This is a genomic window from Kosmotoga sp. DU53, assembly GCF_001639905.1.
Classification (GTDB): Bacteria; Thermotogota; Thermotogae; order Petrotogales; family Kosmotogaceae; genus Kosmotoga; species Kosmotoga olearia.
This window is the reverse complement of the sequence record NZ_JGCK01000073.1, coordinates 85,440-103,647: the sequence shown is the minus strand read 5'-3', so window position 1 is coordinate 103,647 and position 18,208 is coordinate 85,440. Positions and strand designations below refer to the sequence as shown.

The 18,208-nt window shown below is 43.2% G+C and carries 16 protein-coding genes and 1 tRNA gene; 8 read left to right on the top strand and 9 right to left on the bottom strand.

Annotation, left to right across the window (positions count from 1 at the left end; genetic code table 11):
- Window positions 1-2 precede the first annotated feature (2 nt).
- From DU53_RS10720 to DU53_RS10700, 5 genes are read left to right on the top strand one after another with little or no spacing between them, the layout of a single operon-like run.
- On the top strand, window positions 3-884 hold the full coding sequence (locus DU53_RS10720) for a respiratory chain complex I subunit 1 family protein (protein WP_063728635.1): 882 nt from the start codon (window positions 3-5) through the stop codon (window positions 882-884).
- Window positions 885-897: 13 nt separating this feature from the next.
- Complete coding sequence (locus DU53_RS10715) at window positions 898-1,437, top strand: NADH-quinone oxidoreductase subunit B family protein (protein ID WP_015869373.1); 540 nt, start codon at window positions 898-900, stop codon at window positions 1,435-1,437.
- Window positions 1,421-1,936 (top strand): NADH-quinone oxidoreductase subunit C, encoded by a 516-nt coding sequence (locus DU53_RS10710; RefSeq protein WP_063728634.1) that lies wholly within the window; start codon window positions 1,421-1,423, stop codon window positions 1,934-1,936. Before DU53_RS10715 ends, DU53_RS10710 begins: the two co-directional genes overlap by 17 nt.
- Window positions 1,929-3,035 carry an NADH-quinone oxidoreductase subunit D gene (locus tag DU53_RS10705; protein WP_063728632.1) on the top strand — a complete coding sequence of 369 codons (1,107 nt, stop codon included), beginning with the start codon at window positions 1,929-1,931 and terminating at the stop codon, window positions 3,033-3,035. The genes DU53_RS10710 and DU53_RS10705 overlap by 8 nt, the downstream gene beginning before the upstream one ends.
- 13 nt (window positions 3,036-3,048) lie before the next feature.
- A complete protein-coding gene (locus DU53_RS10700) occupies window positions 3,049-4,863 on the top strand; it encodes an FAD-dependent oxidoreductase (RefSeq protein WP_063728630.1) in 1,815 nt (604 codons plus the stop codon).
- A gap of 34 nt (window positions 4,864-4,897) precedes the next feature.
- Here the strand turns inward: DU53_RS10700 and DU53_RS10695 are convergent, their stop codons facing one another.
- The 5 genes from DU53_RS10695 to DU53_RS10675 all read right to left on the bottom strand — a co-directional run bounded on the left by DU53_RS10695 (window position 4,898) and on the right by DU53_RS10675 (window position 10,333).
- The gene (locus DU53_RS10695; protein ID WP_015869369.1) at window positions 4,898-5,884 is read right to left on the bottom strand and encodes an ABC transporter ATP-binding protein; all 987 of its coding nucleotides are present in this window, start codon (window positions 5,882-5,884) and stop codon (window positions 4,898-4,900) included.
- A complete protein-coding gene (locus DU53_RS10690; protein ID WP_063728628.1) occupies window positions 5,881-6,852 on the bottom strand; it encodes an ABC transporter ATP-binding protein in 972 nt (323 codons plus the stop codon). The genes DU53_RS10695 and DU53_RS10690 overlap by 4 nt, the downstream gene beginning before the upstream one ends.
- Before the next feature lie 4 nt (window positions 6,853-6,856).
- The gene (locus DU53_RS10685) at window positions 6,857-7,660 is read right to left on the bottom strand and encodes an ABC transporter permease (protein WP_353851786.1); all 804 of its coding nucleotides are present in this window, start codon (window positions 7,658-7,660) and stop codon (window positions 6,857-6,859) included.
- Window positions 7,661-7,751: 91 nt separating this feature from the next.
- Window positions 7,752-8,759, bottom strand: coding sequence for an ABC transporter permease (locus tag DU53_RS10680; RefSeq protein ID WP_063728624.1), 1,008 nt, complete (start codon window positions 8,757-8,759; stop codon window positions 7,752-7,754).
- Window positions 8,760-8,821: 62 nt separating this feature from the next.
- Window positions 8,822-10,333 carry an ABC transporter substrate-binding protein gene (locus tag DU53_RS10675; protein ID WP_063728622.1) on the bottom strand — a complete coding sequence of 504 codons (1,512 nt, stop codon included), beginning with the start codon at window positions 10,331-10,333 and terminating at the stop codon, window positions 8,822-8,824.
- A gap of 198 nt (window positions 10,334-10,531) precedes the next feature.
- On the opposite strand from DU53_RS10675, the gene DU53_RS10670 reads away from it, so the two are divergent.
- From DU53_RS10670 to DU53_RS10660, 3 genes are all read left to right on the top strand, one after another.
- Window positions 10,532-10,621: transfer RNA gene (locus DU53_RS10670), tRNA-Leu, on the top strand.
- A 53-nt stretch (window positions 10,622-10,674) separates the two neighbouring features.
- Window positions 10,675-11,421, top strand: a complete 747-nt coding sequence (locus DU53_RS10665) for a WecB/TagA/CpsF family glycosyltransferase (RefSeq protein ID WP_063728707.1) — start codon at window positions 10,675-10,677, stop codon at window positions 11,419-11,421.
- Window positions 11,411-12,697, top strand: a complete 1,287-nt coding sequence (locus DU53_RS10660; protein ID WP_063728620.1) for a hypothetical protein — start codon at window positions 11,411-11,413, stop codon at window positions 12,695-12,697. The genes DU53_RS10665 and DU53_RS10660 overlap by 11 nt, the downstream gene beginning before the upstream one ends.
- Before the next feature lies 1 nt (window position 12,698).
- Here DU53_RS10660 and disA read toward each other — a convergent pair whose 3' ends face one another.
- Genes disA through tmk form a run of 4 tightly spaced genes read right to left on the bottom strand, consistent with a single transcriptional unit; the run spans window position 12,699 to window position 18,208 of the window.
- Window positions 12,699-13,766, bottom strand: coding sequence for a DNA integrity scanning diadenylate cyclase DisA (gene disA, locus DU53_RS10655; RefSeq protein WP_015869362.1), 1,068 nt, complete (start codon window positions 13,764-13,766; stop codon window positions 12,699-12,701).
- Window positions 13,756-15,084, bottom strand: coding sequence for a DNA repair protein RadA (gene radA, locus DU53_RS10650; protein ID WP_063728618.1), 1,329 nt, complete (start codon window positions 15,082-15,084; stop codon window positions 13,756-13,758). Before radA ends, disA begins: the two co-directional genes overlap by 11 nt.
- Window positions 15,081-17,567: an ATP-dependent Clp protease ATP-binding subunit gene (locus DU53_RS10645; RefSeq protein ID WP_063728616.1), complete on the bottom strand. Its 2,487-nt coding sequence runs from the start codon at window positions 17,565-17,567 to the stop codon at window positions 15,081-15,083. Before DU53_RS10645 ends, radA begins: the two co-directional genes overlap by 4 nt.
- A gap of 14 nt (window positions 17,568-17,581) precedes the next feature.
- The gene (tmk, locus tag DU53_RS10640) at window positions 17,582-18,208 is read right to left on the bottom strand and encodes a dTMP kinase (protein WP_063728614.1); all 627 of its coding nucleotides are present in this window, start codon (window positions 18,206-18,208) and stop codon (window positions 17,582-17,584) included.

The window sequence follows — 18,208 nt, the reverse complement described above, 5'->3', positions numbered from 1 at the left end:
GCATGACAGTGATAAAAAGTATTGGATTACTTTTATTAGCTTTCGTTTATACGATAACGCTGGAAGGTATTGCCAGAAAAATAGTTGCAAGGATAGAAAGAAGGTACGGCCCTCCTTTCTGGCAAAATTTCATCGATATCTTCAAAGCGCTGACAAAACATAGTATCTCCCATGGGTTTATCTTCGATTTTGGTGTATGGATGGCGTTGGGTGGAACTATTGCAACTGTGCTATTCATTCCTGCCGGGTCGCTCGTTGTATTCCCGGGGCTTGATAATATCTTCGTAGTTATATACCTGCTTGCCATAGGTCTTCTGGGTATGGCCATGTCGGCCGTGGGCTCAGGTAACCCCAACGCATCGATAGGTATTGGGCGTGCTCTTACTCAAATGCTTGGTTACGAGCTCCCCTTTCTTATAGTTATCCTCGGTATTCTGTTTGAGAACAGGACGTCATCGATCTCAGCAATCGTGGACAAGCAGATCGAAGCCGGAGTTTATAACGCATGGATAATGCCAATAGGAGCGGTTGTGGCTTTCATATCGCTAATGGGAATGTTGGGCAAGAAACCCTTTGATTCTTTCATTGCACCTGCTGAAATCGCATCAGGTCCATTGGTAGAGTACAGTGGTAAATTCCTTGGTTTGCTGATGATTCAACACGCATTTGCCGTGTTTATTGAGATATCGCTCTTTGTTAACTTCTTCCTTGGTGGTGGAAGAACCGTATGGGAATTTCTCGCAAAATTCTTTGTTGTCTTTTTCATTCTTGTAATTATTTCTGCTGTGCTACCAAGGTTCAGAGTAGAGCAAGCAGTGAAATATTACTGGAAATGGCCGTTGATTTTGGCCTTCGTTCAAACGATCGTCGTTATCTTCTGGTAAGGAGGTGCAATGAATGAACGCTGAAAAATCTGCTTGGAATAAAGTGGCAAACATGCTTCGTGCCCGCTCGTTATGGATGCTTTATTACTGTACCGGATGCGGTGCAATCGAACTACCGCCAACGATGACTGCGAGATTCGATATGGAACGTTTTGGAATCGGTCCAATGGCAACTCCAAGGCAAGCTGATATATTGTTGATAACCGGTTATTTGAGTACGAAAACTCTAAGAAGGGTTATCTATACATACGAACAGATGCAGGCACCAAAATATGTAGTGGGATTCGGTTCCTGTACCATCAACGGAGGCATTTACTTCGATTCCTACGCAACTATAAACAGACTCGACCTTTATTTGCCTGTTGACTTATATCTGGCTGGTTGTATGCCCAGGCCTGAGGCCATAGTGAACGGTTTCAAAGAATTGATGAAAAAGATCGATCGTGGCGAAGCCACCGGCTGGAAAACTTATCAGGAAAACTATGAATGGTACAAAAAGAATCAATTAAAAGCCCTCGGGGAGGTGTACGTGCACGATGAATTCCATGAATGAACTGATAAAAGAAGTCGAAAACTTATTCGGCACCATAAAATTAAATCAAATCGCTGAAAGAAAATGCACTGTTGATACCGATCTGAAAAACCTCATTTCTATTTTGGAACTGTTCAAGCTGAAGGGATGGAATCATCTGTCCCTCATATCCTGTGTGGATTGGATCGATGATAATCAGTTTGAACTGATTTATACACTCTTCAATTGGGAAAATGGCATTACATTGATGGTAAGCACAAAGATTTCTAGAGAAACTCCCGTTGCGCCAACGGTGATGGGATTATGGCCAACAGCACGTTTCTACGAAAGGGATATTCACGAATTTTTCGGAGTGAAGTTCGATGGAAACGATGACATGAAACCGCTCATACTTGAAAACTGGAAAGACATCCCACCGATGAGAAAAGATTTCGATCCCCATAAATTCTCAAAGGAAAACTTCCCTGACAGAACATATGATGTTGATTTTATTCCAGAAGGAAGTGAAAAAGATGGGTAAAGAGGTCAAACTTTTTATCGGTCCGAACCACCCTGGAATGCACGGGAATTCCAGCGTACATATCTATGTTGAAGGTGACACCGTGGTCAAGGCACGATTAGTGCCCGGATTTCTTCATCGAGGGTTCGAAAAGCTTATGGAAAGAAGGAACTGGTTCCAGAATCTCGCTTTGATTCCAAGAATATGTGTTCCAGAACCGGACATAAATGAAATGGTATTCGCAATGGGAGTGGAAACTCTTGCTGGCATCGAGGTCCCGGAGAGAGCTCACTGGATTCGAATGATTATCCTTGAGCTTGCAAGAATGGCTGCACATCTAATGGCGATGGGAGGCATTGGAGGAGCTACCGGCCTCTATGCGATGCCACAATGGACTCTGGCAGATAGAGATAGAATTCTGGACATCTTTGAAAAAATTACAGGCGCAAGAATCTATCATATGTATATAATCCCCGGAGGAGTTAGAAAGGATCTTCCAGAAGGAATTGAAGAAGAAATCGAAGCTCTTCTGAACTATTTTGAAAGCAGGAGAACGGAATATGAAAATCTCCTCTTAAAAAACCGGGTAATACATACACGTACCAAAGGGCTCGCAGTCCTTACAAAAGAGGAAGCATTAAAAATCGGTGTGACCGGTGTGGGGCTCAGAGCTACCGGAGTCCCTTATGATATCAGAAAAGTTGACCCATATGCCCGCTATGCTGACGTAGAGTTCGATGTTCCCACAACGACAGAAGGGGATGCTTATGCGCGGTTCTCTTTGAAATATCTCGAATTTTTACAGAGTATTCGAATAATAAGACAGTGTTTGAAAAAGATGCCCAAAGGTCCCGTAAACGTCAGGGTATCACGCGGAAGTGCGTTGCGTTGGAGAGTACCTGCAGGTAAAGTTTACTCCCATATAGAATGTTCGAGAGGCGAATATGGATATCTCATCGTTTCTGAAGGCGGAGAAAAGCCTTACAGAGTTCATGTAAGGGGCGCTTCCTTCCCACAGGGGCTATACGGTGTTGAAAAGCTACTTCCGGGGACAAGAATCGAAGATGTGGCTCTCTGGTTAGGAACAATGGACTTCTGTCCACCGGAAATCGACAGATAAGGGAGGAGATGCGATGAATGCGAAAGAGATTTTCAAAAAAACCTTTTGGGGTCCAACTATCGCATGGAAATATCTATTTGCGAAACCTATAACCATTACAGTCCCCAAGGTCTATCGCGAAGCAGCCGAAAGATACCGGGGGTTTCATATAAACGATTGGGAACTATGTACTGGTTGTGGAACCTGTTCGAAAATTTGCCCGACAGATGCTATAAAGATGATTCCTGTTGATATAGAAACAGAACCAGGTGAGAAAGCGGAGAAACCTGCCATCGATTATGGGCGTTGTTCTTTTTGTGGAATGTGTGTTGATATATGTACCACCGGTTCTCTGAAAATGACCAGGGAGTATATACATATCTCCGATAATGCAAATACGTTCTTTTTCATGCCGGAAAGCGATGGTATTCATCACAACAATTTTCCAGTTGGCTACGTGCGTGATGAAGATTCCGAGTTGCTCGATCTTGAAAGGGTTGAAATGGAAGAGATTCCTGGAGCAGAACGGGTTAACAGTTTTATAGAATTTGTAAAGGGATACTCCAAAGAACAGGCAATCGCAGAAGCCGCGAGATGTGTTGACTGCGAACTTTGTACGGATGTCTGTCCTGCACACATGGATATCCCGGAATACATCGAAACCGTGTTCAACGACGACCTTAAACGAGGTGTCGAGTGGATTTACAAAACCAATCCGCTTCCCGGTGTCTGTGGTAGGGTATGTACCCACAACTGTGAGACCGTATGTTCCATAGGTCATAGAGGTGAAGCCGTCGCAATAAGATGGCTGAAACGTTATATTATCGATCAAACACCTGTCGAAGAGATCAAAAAAGTAGCTAACGAAGAAATCATCAAAAAAGCCAACAAAAAAGTTGCAATTATCGGTTCTGGTCCTTCCGGATTAGCAGCCGCATATTATCTTTCTCTTATGGGATACAAAGTCACGATATTCGAAGCTAAACCAAAAGCTGGTGGTGTCATGAGATACGGTATACCACGTTACCGTCTTCCTGATGAGGCCCTGGACAAGGATATCGAAGTGATTCAATCTCTAGGAGTAGAAATTAAGTTAAATACAACTGTTGGAAAAGACGTAACCCTGGAGCAGTTGAAAAAAGAATATGATGCCATTTTCCTCGGTACTGGATTTACCATTGGAAAAAGCACAAAAATTTCAGGAACCGAACATGAAAAAGTCATTCAAGCTCTACCCCTCCTGGAAAAAATCAGGGATTATTTGCGTGGAGAAGGCGAGAAACCGGAGATTCCCAACAGTTTGATCGTTATAGGCGGTGGAAATGTCGCAATGGACGTTGCCAGAAGCATGGCGAGACTTCAGAAAATGGAAGGAAAAGAAGTTAATGTTAAGGTGGTATGCCTGGAAACCATGGAAGAAATGCCAGCAGATCTTGAAGAGATTGTAGAAGGAAAAGAAGAAGGAATTCTATTCTTCCCCTCTCGAGGTCCCAGTGAAGTCATTATAGAAAACGGAAAAATCAAAGGACTCAAAACAGTTTGCTGTACAAGTGTTTTCGATGAGAATGGTAGATTTAACCCAACTTTCGATGAAAAAGACGTTATTATTATCGAGGGTGATATGATTGTAGAAGCCATCGGTCAAGCTCCTGACTACAGCTATCTGCCAGAAGAACTTAAAAGTAAACTTGAATTCACGCGTGGAAGAATTCTAGTGAATGAGTACGGTCAGACGAGTATTCCATGGCTTTTTGCTGGTGGTGATATCGTTCATGGCCCCGATATTATTAATGGTGTTGCAGATGGTCATAGAGCGGCTGAAGGTATTGATCGTTATTTGAACCAGTAAGTTAATGATAAAAAGCGCGCCAAAGGCGCGCTTTTTATTGGCTATAAAGGTGACATCTCACGGTTCGTGTATCACTGAGCATTACTTCTTCAGGCATTTCCTTTTTACATATATCCATGGCATACGGACAACGCGGATGAAAGTAACATCCTGAAGGAAGTTCAACCGGATTCGGAACTTCTCCAGAAGGAATAATTTTTTCCTTTTTTATATCCGGATCAGGTTCTGGAACAGCTGATATTAATGCCTTGGTGTATGGATGAGCTGGATTGGTATAAATCTCTTCAAAAGAACCAATTTCTATTATCTTTCCAAGATACATTACCGCTATACGGTCACATATGTACTTTGTGGTGGCAAGATCATGGGTAATGAAAAGATATGTCAGGTTGAACTCCTCTTTTAACTTAAGCATCAAGTCGAGTAACTGAGACCTCACAGACACATCTAACATTGCCACTGCCTCGTCGGCAACAACAAATTTCGGATGTGTGATAAGTGCTCTAGCAATAACAACCCTCTGCCGTTGCCCTCCTGATAGCTCTCTCGGATAACGCCTATAAAAATCTTCGGCAGGCTCGAGGTTTACCCTCTTTAACATATCCAGAACACGTTCGTACCGTTCCTGTTTGCTGCCTATGTTATGAATATCAAGGGGATGCTTTATAGCTTCTCCTATCTTCATATAGGGGTTCAATGATGCCAGAGGATCCTGAAAAATGACCTGAATTTCCTTCCTCAATCTACGTAAAGATTCCTTATCCAGCGTAGTGAGTTCAATACCATTATATTTTATACTCCCGGACGTCGGCTCAATAAGCCGTAAAACCAACCTTCCTGTTGTTGTTTTACCACTTCCAGATTCCCCCACCAACCCAAGAGTCTGACCTTCAAGAATGGTAAAACTTATATCATTCACCGCATGAACATACTTCCGTTCTTTTGTAATTAGCTTTTTTAAGAGAGGTTCTTTAACAGGAAAATGTTTTACCAGGTTTTTAACCTTGATGAGTTCTTTCACTTTTGAACCACCTCACTGTTGTACAGCCAACACTTGACCATTCTCCCATCTTCGGTCCACACTTCAGGTGGAGTGGCTTGCGAACAAACCTTCAAAGCTTTCGGACAACGTTCGGAAAAACGGCAACCTGGTGGCGGGGTCATCAAACTTGGCGGTGTCCCCGGAATATAGCGTAGACTCTTATCATTAAGGTTTGTATTTGGAATGGATTCAAGCAGGGAGCGGGTATATGGATGAAGTGGGGCTTTATAGAGTGAGCGTTTATCTGAATACTCCACAAGGTGTCCCCCATACATTACCCCTATGTTATCCGCCGTCTCTGCAACAACTCCTAAATCATGGGTTATGAGGATCATCGCGGTATTGAACTTTGTTTGCAAGCTCTTCAAAAGCTCGAGAATCTGTGCTTGAACAATAACGTCAAGACTAGTAGTTGGCTCATCTGCTATAACAATTTTTGGATTTAAAACCAGCGCTAAGGCTATCATCACGCGCTGTCTCATCCCACCGCTCAACTGGAAAGGATAGTCTTCTAAACGATTAGCTGAAATACCAACATTCTGCAAGGCTTTTGCTGCCATGTTATATGCCTCTTCCTTTTCGATATCAATAAGATGAGTTTGTATTGTTTCTATAAAGTGATCTTTCAGTCTCATAACAGGATTTAATGAAGTCATGGGGTCCTGAAAGATCATAGATATTTCCTTGCCACGTATTTTTCTCAACGTTTTTCTATCCAGTGAAACTAGATCTTTTCCATCAAAAAGAATTTTTCCTGTTACCTTCGTCTCTTTTGGAAGAATACCGAGAATCGCTCCACCAAGGGTTGATTTACCACATCCGGATTCCCCGACGATCCCAAGTGTTTCTTTGTCTCCCAGGTTCAAGCTTAGATCTTCAATTGCCAGGACACGCCCTTCGCGAGTTTTATATCTGACACTCAGGTTTCTAAGCTGCAACAGATTCATTATCTCACCTCCTGGTCTCGCCAACGTTCGGATTCAGATACTCGTTCATTCCTTCACTGAACATACTGAATCCAAGAACAAGTGTAATAATAGCGAGACCGGGGAACAAAATCATCCACCAGTAATTTAACAACAGAAATCTCTGGCCATTTGACAAATCATAACCCCAGTCAGGTGTGGGTGGAGCTATTCCAAGACCTAAGAAACTGAGCCCTGCTTCTGTCATGATGGCATCTGCAAGATTCATGGACAAAACCACCACAACTGAAGGTAAAACATTGGGCAATATGTACTTCATTACGATCGTTGAATTCTTCGCACCGATCGCTCTTGCAGCTTCAACGAAAAGCTGGTCTTTCAATGAAGCAACCTGATTTCTTATGACTCTAAAATACGTTGGTGCATATATTACAGCTATCGATAACGCAACGTTTATAACTCCAGGCCCGAGCACAGCGGCAATTGCAATAGCAAGAATTAAACCCGGAAAAGAATATATGGCGTCCATAAACATCGTGAGTATCCTGTCGAATACACCGCCTATATAACCGGAAATGAGACCCAGAGGAATGCCAATCGCAGCAGCCACCGCAACAGCCAGGAGCGCTATTTGCAATGCTATCCTTGCGCCATAAATGATTCTGCTCAGTACATCGTAACCGAGATTTGTGGTTCCGAAGAGGTGCTCTTTCGACGGCGGCATAAACGCCCTGCCGGTTCTCTTTACGGGATCATAAGGGGCAACATAAGGTGCAAAGATCGCCATAATAACATACGTCGCAAGAATCGCTATCCCGATGAACGCCATTATGCCAGATTTATCACCGAAAAACCTTTTTAAAGATTTGCCAAGTCTATACGTTGGGCTCCACTGAAGTTCATTCACAGGACAATCACCCCTAATATCTTACCCTTGGATCTACGAGAGCATTAACTATGTCCACAATAATACTTATAACAATCACGATAATAGCGTAAACCGCTATGGTACCCTGTATCGCAGGGAAGTCTCTGTAACGTATCTTCTCAACAAGATAACTCCCTATTCCAGGCCATGCAAAGGTGGTTTCCGTAAGTACCGCTCCCGCCATCAGGGCTGCAAATTGAAGTCCCATAACTGTCATTATGGGAACAAAAGCGTTTTTTAATGCGTGTTTGTAAATAACCCTGCTTTCTTTGATTCCTCTCGCCCTTGCGGCCTTTACGAAGTCCTGAGACAACATGACTACCATATTAGATCGTACCATTCTAAGGAAAACACTCGAAATTATTAAGCCCAATGCTACACTGGGCAGAATGATATGCAGGAAAGCATCCTTCAAAGCGGGAATATTCCAGGTTATCAGGGAATCGAGGAGGTAAAGCCCTGTAATCTTCTCTGGTCTCAAAAGCGGGGAAATCCTACCAGCTATCGGTAACCATTTCAGTTTTACACCGAACAACCATTGAAACAGCATCCCCAGCCAGAAAACGGGGATCGAATATATGAATATGGCGTACATTCGTCCGGCTACATCTATCACCCCACCATGATGCCGCGTGGCCTCAGCCCCCCAGAAGATACCTATGATTAAGGCTATTCCGAAGCCAAAGATGGTGAGCTCGATGGTAGCCGGGAGTTTCCTTGCTATCTCTTCAGAGATGGGTCTTTTCGTCAGAGCTGACCTACCGAGATCCCCCTTCAATACTCCAATGATGTAATCTCCAAACTGTTGAATGATAGGTTTATCGTATCCTAACTCATGCCTCTTTTGTTCGATAACCTGAATAGGAGCTTTACCTCCGAGCATTGCGAGCACTGGATCTCCAGGCAAGATTCTCAGAACGATGAATATCAAAAGAAGTAGTATGAAGAACATTGGTATTGCCAAAAGTATTCTGGTAATCACGTACCATTTCAACGACACGGCAACCCCTCCTGCACAATACAAAAAACCCGGGCCGGGAAAGGCCCGGGTTAAAAATCAACTTATTCTTCTACATAAAGCAAATAGTATCTGAAGATCTGAGAAGGTTCCAGTACAACACCTTTGACGTAAGGATAAGAAACACAGTACTGCTTACCCTGCCACAGAGGAATGTAAGGAACGTCTATGGCGAGGATTTTTTGCACGTCTTTGTTTATGCTGGTTCTTGTCTCAATATCAGAGTATTTTCTCGCCTGAAGCATGAGATTTTCTACAAAGGGACTCTCATAGAAAGATCCCATGGATGCGGCTCCTGATTTTGAAAGGAACGGCCACAGATAATCGTCAGGATCAAGGTAGTCAGGATACCAGCCAAGCAAGAATGCTCCAATTGAACCGCTGACAAAGTAGTCGATATAGGTTGCCCATTCGGCGTATTTGATATCGACCTTGACAAGACCCGTTTCCTCTATGGAAGCCTTTAGAACCTGGGCAACATCCGCTTCGGTTGAACCATAATGGCTGGGTGTGTACCAAAGGGTTATCTCGAGCGGGTTGGATTCAGAGTAGCCAAGTTCTCTCAAAAGCTCTCTTGCCTTTGCAAGATCGCGTTTTGGCATCACATCAAGATGAGACCACATTCCAATTGGTACAAGGGTGTAAAGAGGTTCAACAGTATTCGCAAACACATCACTCACGATAGCATCCCTATCCACAGCGTAAGCGAGAGCTTTTCTGACTTTTACGTTGTCGAATGGGGGCATCTTTACATTGAGCACCAGCTCACGAATTGCAGGACTCTGACCTTCGTAAACCACGTATCTCGGATCCATTTTCAGGATAAGGAGATCTCTGGGGTCAAGAGTTCTGTAAGCCACATCAATTTCTCCGCTTTCAAGCGCGAGCCTTAAAGTGCTTGCGTTCTGATAGAACCTTATAACGATCGTCTCTGTTTTGGGAGGAGGGCCAAAGTACTTCGGATTGCGTTTCAGTATAATCTGTACATCTGGTTCCCAATCAGCTATGTAGTAAGGACCTGATGCTACCGGTGCGTTGAAGAAGAAATCGTCAGCCGGTGTCGTTGCGGGATCAACAGGATAGGCTACTGTGTACCCCAAAACAGCGATGAAAGCTGAGAATGGGTATTGAAGCTTTATCTGGAATGTGTACTTATCTACAACCTTTGTCTCTTCAACAACATCGGCAAGCAAGAAAGCCGGATCTCCGTTGAGCCTTATAACTCTGTCGATTGAGAATTTGAGAGCGTTTGCGTCAATTGGATTCCCATTCATGAAGTACGCGTCTTTTCTCAGATGGAATGTGTATACCAATCCGTCCTCAGAAATCTCCCAACTTTCTGCAAGCCAAGGTACAAGCTCAGAGGTACCCACCTTGTAGTCAACAAGGCCTACCATAGTGTTCTGCAGTATATTGCTGGAGAAGTAGTCATAACAATCTGCCGGGTCAAGAATCCTTATCTTGTCTGTGGTCCCCACGGTAACGTAGTCTCGTCCAAATACGAACACGGTAAGTATGAGTACAAGAAGAAGAAGAAGAACAAAAAACTTTCTCACAAAATCACCCCCATTTTTAAAGTGCAACTCCCTATGATTTTAATAACGAGTCTAACATTTTTTATTTTACCATACAGTGACAAATTAAAAGATTATTCTATATTTTATCGAATAATTCGCTAATAAACTCGCCCGTTGCGAAAGTGAATGTTTGTAATCTTGACATATGCCGAAGATAATGGTAAATTTGTGTTGCGGGCCGAGGTGGTGGAACTGGCAGACGCGGCGGACTCAAAATCCGCTGGGGTTGACAGCCCCGTGCGGGTTCGACTCCCGCCCTCGGCACCACAAAAATAAAAGGAAGGCTTTGCCTTCCTTTTTTAGTATACGGAGGTGCTTCCTTGAATTTTCTCGATTTCCCTCTCCAGGAAGGTACTGTTAGCTCATGTGCCCAGGATCTTATTGAAGGTGTAAAAAATGGCAATCGCTATTTTGTGCTTACCTTGAACTCTCTTATAGTTTATGAATACTTACATAATGAGGAATACAAAAAAGCCCTTAAAAAAGTCAATTATGTGGTTCCTGATGGCTCAGGCGTTATAAAAGCTGTGAAGCTTTTGTATAAAAGGAACTTAAACAGAATACCAGGTATAGAATTGATGCAGGAAATATGTGCCCAATCTTCAAAAAAGGGTTTTAAAATCTATTTTCTTGGTGCTGAAGAAGGCATTGCACAAAGGGCTGTTACAAATCTTAAAGAAAAATTTCCTGAATTAAAAGTAGTGGGGTTTAGAAATGGTTTCTTTAGTGATAAAGAAAATGCTAAAATTGTGAATGATATTAATCAGTCGAACGCTGATTTTCTATTTGTCGGTATGGGTGTCCCGAAACAGGAAATCTGGATATCCCGGAACTGGGAGAAGCTTGGTGTTTCTTTAGCCATGGGAGTTGGCGGCTCTTTTGATGTTCTGGCAGGAAAGGTGGTACGTGCTCCAAAATGGATGCAGAGGCACGGTTTAGAATGGTGTTTCCGTATCCTTCAGGAACCCCGGAAGCGTCTGAAGGTTGTTCCAAAACTTTTGAGCTTTGCTTTATACGTGCTTAAGAGTAATTTTAGGGAGAAGAGAGGTGAATCCCGTGATTATTAGAAACGTCGCAATCCTTACAAATGACCCAAAAATGAGAATAATAAAAAATGGTATTGTTCAATTCAAACAAGGGCGAATTTTAAAGGTCGGACATGCCGATGAAGTAAAACCCGAAATGCCTGATAAGGTTATCGATGGTAAAGGTGGTATGGTCCTGCCAGCTATGGTTAATGCACACTACAGAATTTACAGTTCTATTGTTGATTATCCTGGAAGAATCGATGTTGAGAACGTAAGCGGTGTTAATTATTTTTCCAAACTCATCGATGTGGTTCAGGAAAACTCCTGGGGACGATTGATTCTACTTTCAACAATGTTAGGAGTAATCCGGGCTCTCCAACGGGGCACAACCACGATCTTTGGTCCCATCCCTTATAGTGAGGACGTTCAACCAAAGGATTTCAAAGAAATAGCCCATCATTTCGGGGTAAATATGAGTGTTGGTCCGGTGGTTAATAAAGAGAACCTTATGACCGTTCTTAACTCATGGGGAACAGTTGAACCGGATGAACTTTTCATGCCGGCGATCTACATTACAGACCTTTCATCGTACACAGAAGAGGAATTGAGCGAAATTAAGTTCTTCATAACAAGGAATTTGAACGTCAATCTCGTCATTTTCGATATGAAACTGGACAACGACCTCAGCCTATCACGCTGGGGGGAACAGCTGACAGAAAGATTGCTCGAAAACGGTTTGCTTGTACCTGAGTGCGGTATAACCTACGGTGGAAACTTCTCAGAGACAGATATGGATATTATTGCCAGCAGGCAGATGTTCGTGACAAAGTCGATTCGTTCTGAGATGCTTGCTGGTACGTTCAGCCCGAACATAGCCGGTCTCCTTGGAAGAGGTATTCTTGTTTGTCTCGGATCAGGCTTGCTTGATGCTGATCTTTTTTCTGAAAGCCAACAGATTTTGCTAACAGAGAGATTCTACGGAAAATTTGACATAAAAGTGATAGATTATGAGATAAGGAAAACCTTGTTTGACAACAATTTCAGAATAGCAAGAAGGTTCTTCGATAGGAAACTGGGCGCTCTAAAAGAAGGCGCTTCGGCTGATATCGTTCTAGCTTTCCCCAAAAATGACATCGGTTATGCTAATCTCGAAGATTTAACCACTTTAAGGTTTGTTATGAGATTTTCGCAAGACTTCAAAATCGAAAATGTCTGGAATCAGGGAGAATTAGTGCTCGAAAATGGAAAACCAGCTAAACTGTCTGAAGAAGAACTCAATAACCTGTATGACGAAATAAGAAAGCTGGAGTTGTAACTTACTCCAATTCCTCTCGTTTGTTGTGTATATCGATGGCGTGCCTGATTGCTCGGGCACGTTTTTCTCCGACTCCTTCGACCTCTTTAAGTTCTTCAACACTTGTCTTCAGAAGTCTGGCAAGTGAACCGTATTTTGCTCCCACGTTTAACGCAACCTGCAATGGGATTTTCGGAATCTTTCTAACAAATCTAATACCCCTGGAGCGCATGTTCAATTCCATTGCCTGAGAACTCGATGAGATGTCATAACCAAGCACCCTCGCCAGAGTCACATAGTTCGAAATCTCACGCTCTGTGAGACTCAAAAGTTTCTCCATGAGTTCCTCTATTTTGTCGATCGTTACCTGTTCTTTGGCAAAATCAAGAACAAGATTTTCTATCTCTTCCGGTATTCCATCGGTGATTTCGTCCAATTGCATTCGGGAAGGCAGACCGAACTTTCCCAGTTCCACAAGGGTTAGTTCCGCTTCTTTAGAGATCAACAAAACCATAAGGCCTTTCTCCAGCGTTTTCAAGACATCGTAAAGGGTTAAAACGCTCGCGCGTTCAAGCACGTCTATCTGATCAAGACCGTATGCAAAAGTTTGGCGGTATTGTTCAACCGTTCTAATAACCTGATTGACTCTTGGAAGCAAAATTTCCACAGGGGCCAGGACATGAGAATTCTCACCAAAAAATATGGTGATTGTTCCCTGCCTTTTGGAAATAGCAAGAAGCATTTTCCCCGTCTGGCGTGCCATTCTTTCAGCGGTTCGGTGGCGCATACCTGTCTGTAAAGAAGGAATAGAGGGATCGGGAGTCAGCTGAACATTAGCAGCGATTATTTTGTTAAGACTCTCATCCACAACAATTGCTCCATCCATTTTTGATAACTCATAGAGTTTATTGGGATTGAACGGGCAATTGAGGAAAAAACCAACCTGCATTAGATCCTTGTACTTTTCAAAGTCATCTACTAAAAAAATAAGTGCCCCAGTATTAGCAGCCACGATCTTATCGAGAGCAAAACGAAGCTGTGTTCCAGGAGCAACCACACGAATCCTTTCGGCAAGTTCCTTATGATCCATCACTCATCCCCCCGACAAAGCGAACCAAATCAGCAATATTTTGTATCCTGATATTTCCATTAGGAGAAAGCACTTCGGAAAAACCAGATTCTTTTAATCTATCGATTCTCTTACTACTTCCCGTAACGTTTCTAACAGTACCATCCAATCCAATTTCTCCAAATGCAGCCATTCCTTGCGGAACAGCTTTGTTGGTAAACGAGGATAGCAAAGACAACGCGATTGCAAGATCAGTGCCGGGGTCATCTACCTGGATACCACCAGCGATATTTATGTACAAATCCAGATTATCCAATGGAATGTTCGCACGTTTTGACAATACTGCCGCAACAAGAAGAACCCGATCAATTGGAACACCTGTTGCCAATCTTCTTGGTGTCCCATATATTGGTTTTGAAACTAACGATTGAACCTCTACCAAAAAGGTTTTTGAGCCTTCAGAAACAGCCGTAATCACGTTACCCGGAGCTACAATGAAATCTTTAACGAACAGATCTGAAATGTCCGGAACCTCTTCCAGGCCATCTGAGGTCATCTCAAACACAGCAATTTCATCTGATGGACCGAACCTGTTCTTAACCGTTCTGAGAAAACGATATCCGGATTTATTGGTATCAAAATAAAGAACAGTATCAACAATATGTTCCACTAACTTCGGACCAGCGATCTGACCACCTTTGGTTACATGACCAACTATAACAGCCGCAACATTAGATTCTTTAGCCTTTGAAACAACGAAGTTTGCACATTCTCTAACCTGAACAAAGCTTCCTGGAAGAGAAGCAACGTTAGATAATCTGAGTGTCTGGAGTGAATCAAATATGAGCAAAGAATAATCCTTCAAATCAAGTTTTTCAAGGAAATCAAGTTCAGTGGTCGCACTTACTTCGATATTTTCCGTCTTTCCGAGTTTAAGACGATGGGCTCTAAGCTTTATTTGACGTTGCGATTCTTCGCCACTGATATACAATATCTTTCCGTAAGAAACCATTCTTTCGGCTACTTGCAGCATCAATGTGGACTTTCCAATGCCGGGTTCACCACTTACCAGGACAACACTTCCCGGAACAACTCCCCCGCCGAGTGCCCTGTCAAACTCATTCAATCCCGTGAAAAGTCTGTGAGAATCCTCAACTTTAATGTCGGATAGCGAACGTATGTTTGCCACTTCTTTGCTTGTTTCGATAATTGCGTGATTGTCAACTGACATTGATATCGCACTATTCCAGGTTCCGCAACTCGGACATCTTCCAAACCACGCGGGAGATTCATAACCACAGGCATCACATACGTAAATCCTTCGTTTCTTTCTACTCATGTTCCAGCTTTTACCTCAACCTTCTTCTTGCTCTTTTTAAAGGAAAGTTTTTCATCCTGCCTTACAACCATTATTGTGTCACCGGGCTCAAATCTACCTCTGAGCACCTCCTCCGCGAGAGGGTCTTCTATGTATCTCTGAATTGCTCTACGTAATGGCCGCGCACCATAGACAGGATCAAACCCTTTCTCAACAAGGAACTCCTGAGCTGCTTCAGATAATACTAGGTCCATTTTCTTTTCTTTAAGCCGTTTTCTCGTATCCGCAATGAGAATCTCGATAATCTTCTTGATCTGCTCTCTCGTCAGCGGATGGAAGACGACGATTTCGTCCAGCCTGTTCAAAAACTCAGGCCTGAAGGTTTTCTTCACTTCTTCAAGAACGGAGTTTTTCATCGATTCATACTCTTTTTCCTCAACATTTGCCGCACTTACAAACCCCAGTGTTTTCTTCGTCTTGTTAATAAACTCACCACCAAGGTTGCTGGTCATTATGACTATCGTGTTTTTGAAGTCAACGCTGCGACCCTGAGAATCAGTAAGACGGCCATCATCCATGATCTGGAGGAGTAGATTGAAAATGTCGAAATGGGCTTTTTCGATTTCATCGAAAAGAATAATGGAAAAAGGACGCTTCCTTATTCTTTCGGTGAGTGTTCCACCTTCATCATATCCAACGTATCCCGGTGGTGCCCCGATCAAACGAGACACAGAGAACCTTTCCATATACTCAGACATATCGAATCTGACGAGAGCCTTTTCATCGCCAAAAAGATATTCGGCAAGAGCCTTTGCTAACTCCGTTTTCCCGACCCCGGTAGGTCCAAGGAACAGGAAGGTACCGATGGGCCGTCTGGGATCTTTAAGCCCACTTCTTGCTCTTCTTATGGCTTTTGCAACTGCCGTTATTGCTTCATCCTGGCCGACGATTCGTTTGTGAAGAGCCTCTTCCAGTGAAAGGAGTCTTTCGCTATCCGACTGCTCCAATTTCTTCAGCGGGATACCGGTCCAGCTAGAAACAATCTCAGCAACCTCTTCTTCACTTATTTGAACAATTTCTGAGTCAACCTTCTCACGCCAATTATTGTATTCGTCCTTATAGGTTTTCATCAAAACCCTTTCTTCTTCTTTTAGTTCTGCTGCATGCTCGTAATCCTGTCGAGAAACCGCGTCTTCTCGCTCAAGCCTGAGCTTCTCTATCTTTTTCTGAAGTTCTTTCAAATAAGATGGTACAGTTAGTTTTCTAAGTCTGGCACGTGCACCAGCTTCATCGATAATGTCTATCGCTTTGTCCGGGAGGAAGCGGTCACTGACATACCTGTGAGACAATAAAACAGCAGCTTCCAACGCGGCATCAGTATAGTAGACCTTATGATGTGCCTCATACTTGTGCTTGATGCCTCTCAGAATTCCGATTGTCTGCTCGACCGTGGGTTCAGAAACATAAATCTTCTGGAAACGTCTTTCCAAGGCAGCGTCCTTTTCAACGTATTTTCTGTATTCATCAGGAGTTGTAGAACCTATACATCTTATCTCGCCGCTTGCCAGAGCTGGTTTCAATATATTAGCGGCATCGACAGCACCCTCGGCAGAACCAGCACCAACTATCGTGTGAAGTTCATCAATGAAAAGGATTATGTTCCCATTATTCTTTACAACCTGTATGAGCTTCTTCAAACGCTTTTCAAACTCTCCACGGTATTTTGTACCGGCAATCAACGAAGCAACATCAAGAGCAAAAATTGCTTTATTTTTCAAGGTCTCTGGAACCTCTTCATTGACAATCATCTGCGCGAGTCCTTCCACGATAGCGGTCTTTCCTACACCCGGATCTCCTATGAGAACGGGGTTGTTTTTCTTCCTCCTGGAGAGCACTTCCATTAATCTCTGCTTTTCAACATCACGTCCGATTATGGGGTCGAGTTTTCCCGCACGCGCCAGAGCGGTCAAATCCGTTCCAAATCCTTCCAGTTGTTTCAAAGAAGTAGCCATGCTTGATTGCTGAGCACCAAAAGAACGTCCGCCCGTTGTAGACTCGTCCCAGTCACTCGTAATATTTTCTATGAGTTGTTTTCTCAGTTTGCCAAGATTGACACCCATCTGTTTCAAGATGTGAGCAGCTATTCCTTCACCTTCGCGAACTATACCTAACATTATATGTTCAACATCTATTTTGTCCTGTCCCAGCATTCTTGACTCGTCATTGGCCAGCTCGATGACGCGTCTGGCACGTGGAGTCATTTGAGGGGAACCAACCACTGATTGCCGAATGTTCGTTCCAACCATAGATGTTACTTCCCTCAGAACACGCTCATACGTTATGGAGTATCCCTTGAGTAATTGAGAAGTGGTTCCAGAGTTCACCTTTAATATAGCGAGTAATAAGTGTTCCGTTCCAACATATGGATGCCCCAGGCTCCTTGCTTCATCCTGGGCAGCCACAAATACCTGTGCGGCTCCCTCAGAAAATTTATCGAAATACATCGTATCACCTCCGGTTACAGACCGTGCCCCAGCTTTTTGAGGCAAAGAAGAAATTCCTTCACTACCTGTTCGTGTATCTTTTCTACACTCATCGTTCCATCTATTACTAGAATCCTTTTCGGATCCCGTTTTGCCAGTTCTAGATAGCCCTGTCTTACCCTTTTGAAGAAATCTAAACTTTCCATTTCTATTTTATCATGTTTCTTTTCTCTTCGCATGCGTTTTACAGCTACATCGACTGGCACATCTATAAACAATGTTAAATGTGGCGTCACCCCTCCGGTACTGAATTCATTCAATGTTGTAACCATCTGAATAGACAATCCTCTTCCATAACCCTGATATGCAACGGAAGAGTCGAGAAACCGATCTGCGAGGACCAATTTTTTCTTTTTCAATGCAGGAATTATAACCTCGCGAACAATCTGTGCACGTGAAGCCATGAAGAGCAGCAGCTCTGTTTCCGGGAAAAGTTTATACTCGTTGTGCAAAAGAATCTCTCTTATATCCTCTCCTGCCTGCGTACCTCCGGGCTCTCTTATGAAAACATACTCCATCGAATTCCTTTCGAGGTATTCACGAAAGAGGGCTACCTGGGTTGATTTGCCGGAACCATCTATACCTTCAAAGGAAATAAACAC

Coding starts and splice junctions, on each gene's coding strand:
- DU53_RS10720 (WP_063728635.1), top strand. CDS start 3: ATGACAGTGATAAAAAGTATTGGATTACTTTTATTAGCTTTCGTTTAT.
- DU53_RS10715 (WP_015869373.1), top strand. CDS start 898: ATGAACGCTGAAAAATCTGCTTGGAATAAAGTGGCAAACATGCTTCGT.
- DU53_RS10710 (WP_063728634.1), top strand. CDS start 1,421: ATGAATTCCATGAATGAACTGATAAAAGAAGTCGAAAACTTATTCGGC.
- DU53_RS10705 (WP_063728632.1), top strand. CDS start 1,929: ATGGGTAAAGAGGTCAAACTTTTTATCGGTCCGAACCACCCTGGAATG.
- DU53_RS10700 (WP_063728630.1), top strand. CDS start 3,049: ATGAATGCGAAAGAGATTTTCAAAAAAACCTTTTGGGGTCCAACTATC.
- DU53_RS10690 (WP_063728628.1), bottom strand. CDS start 6,852: ATGAATCTGTTGCAGCTTAGAAACCTGAGTGTCAGATATAAAACTCGC.
- DU53_RS10685 (WP_353851786.1), bottom strand. CDS start 7,660: ATGGCGTTCATCGGGATAGCGATTCTTGCGACGTATGTTATTATGGCG.
- disA (WP_015869362.1), bottom strand. CDS start 13,766: ATGGATCATAAGGAACTTGCCGAAAGGATTCGTGTGGTTGCTCCTGGA.
- radA (WP_063728618.1), bottom strand. CDS start 15,084: ATGAGTAGAAAGAAACGAAGGATTTACGTATGTGATGCCTGTGGTTAT.
- DU53_RS10645 (WP_063728616.1), bottom strand. CDS start 17,567: ATGTATTTCGATAAATTTTCTGAGGGAGCCGCACAGGTATTTGTGGCT.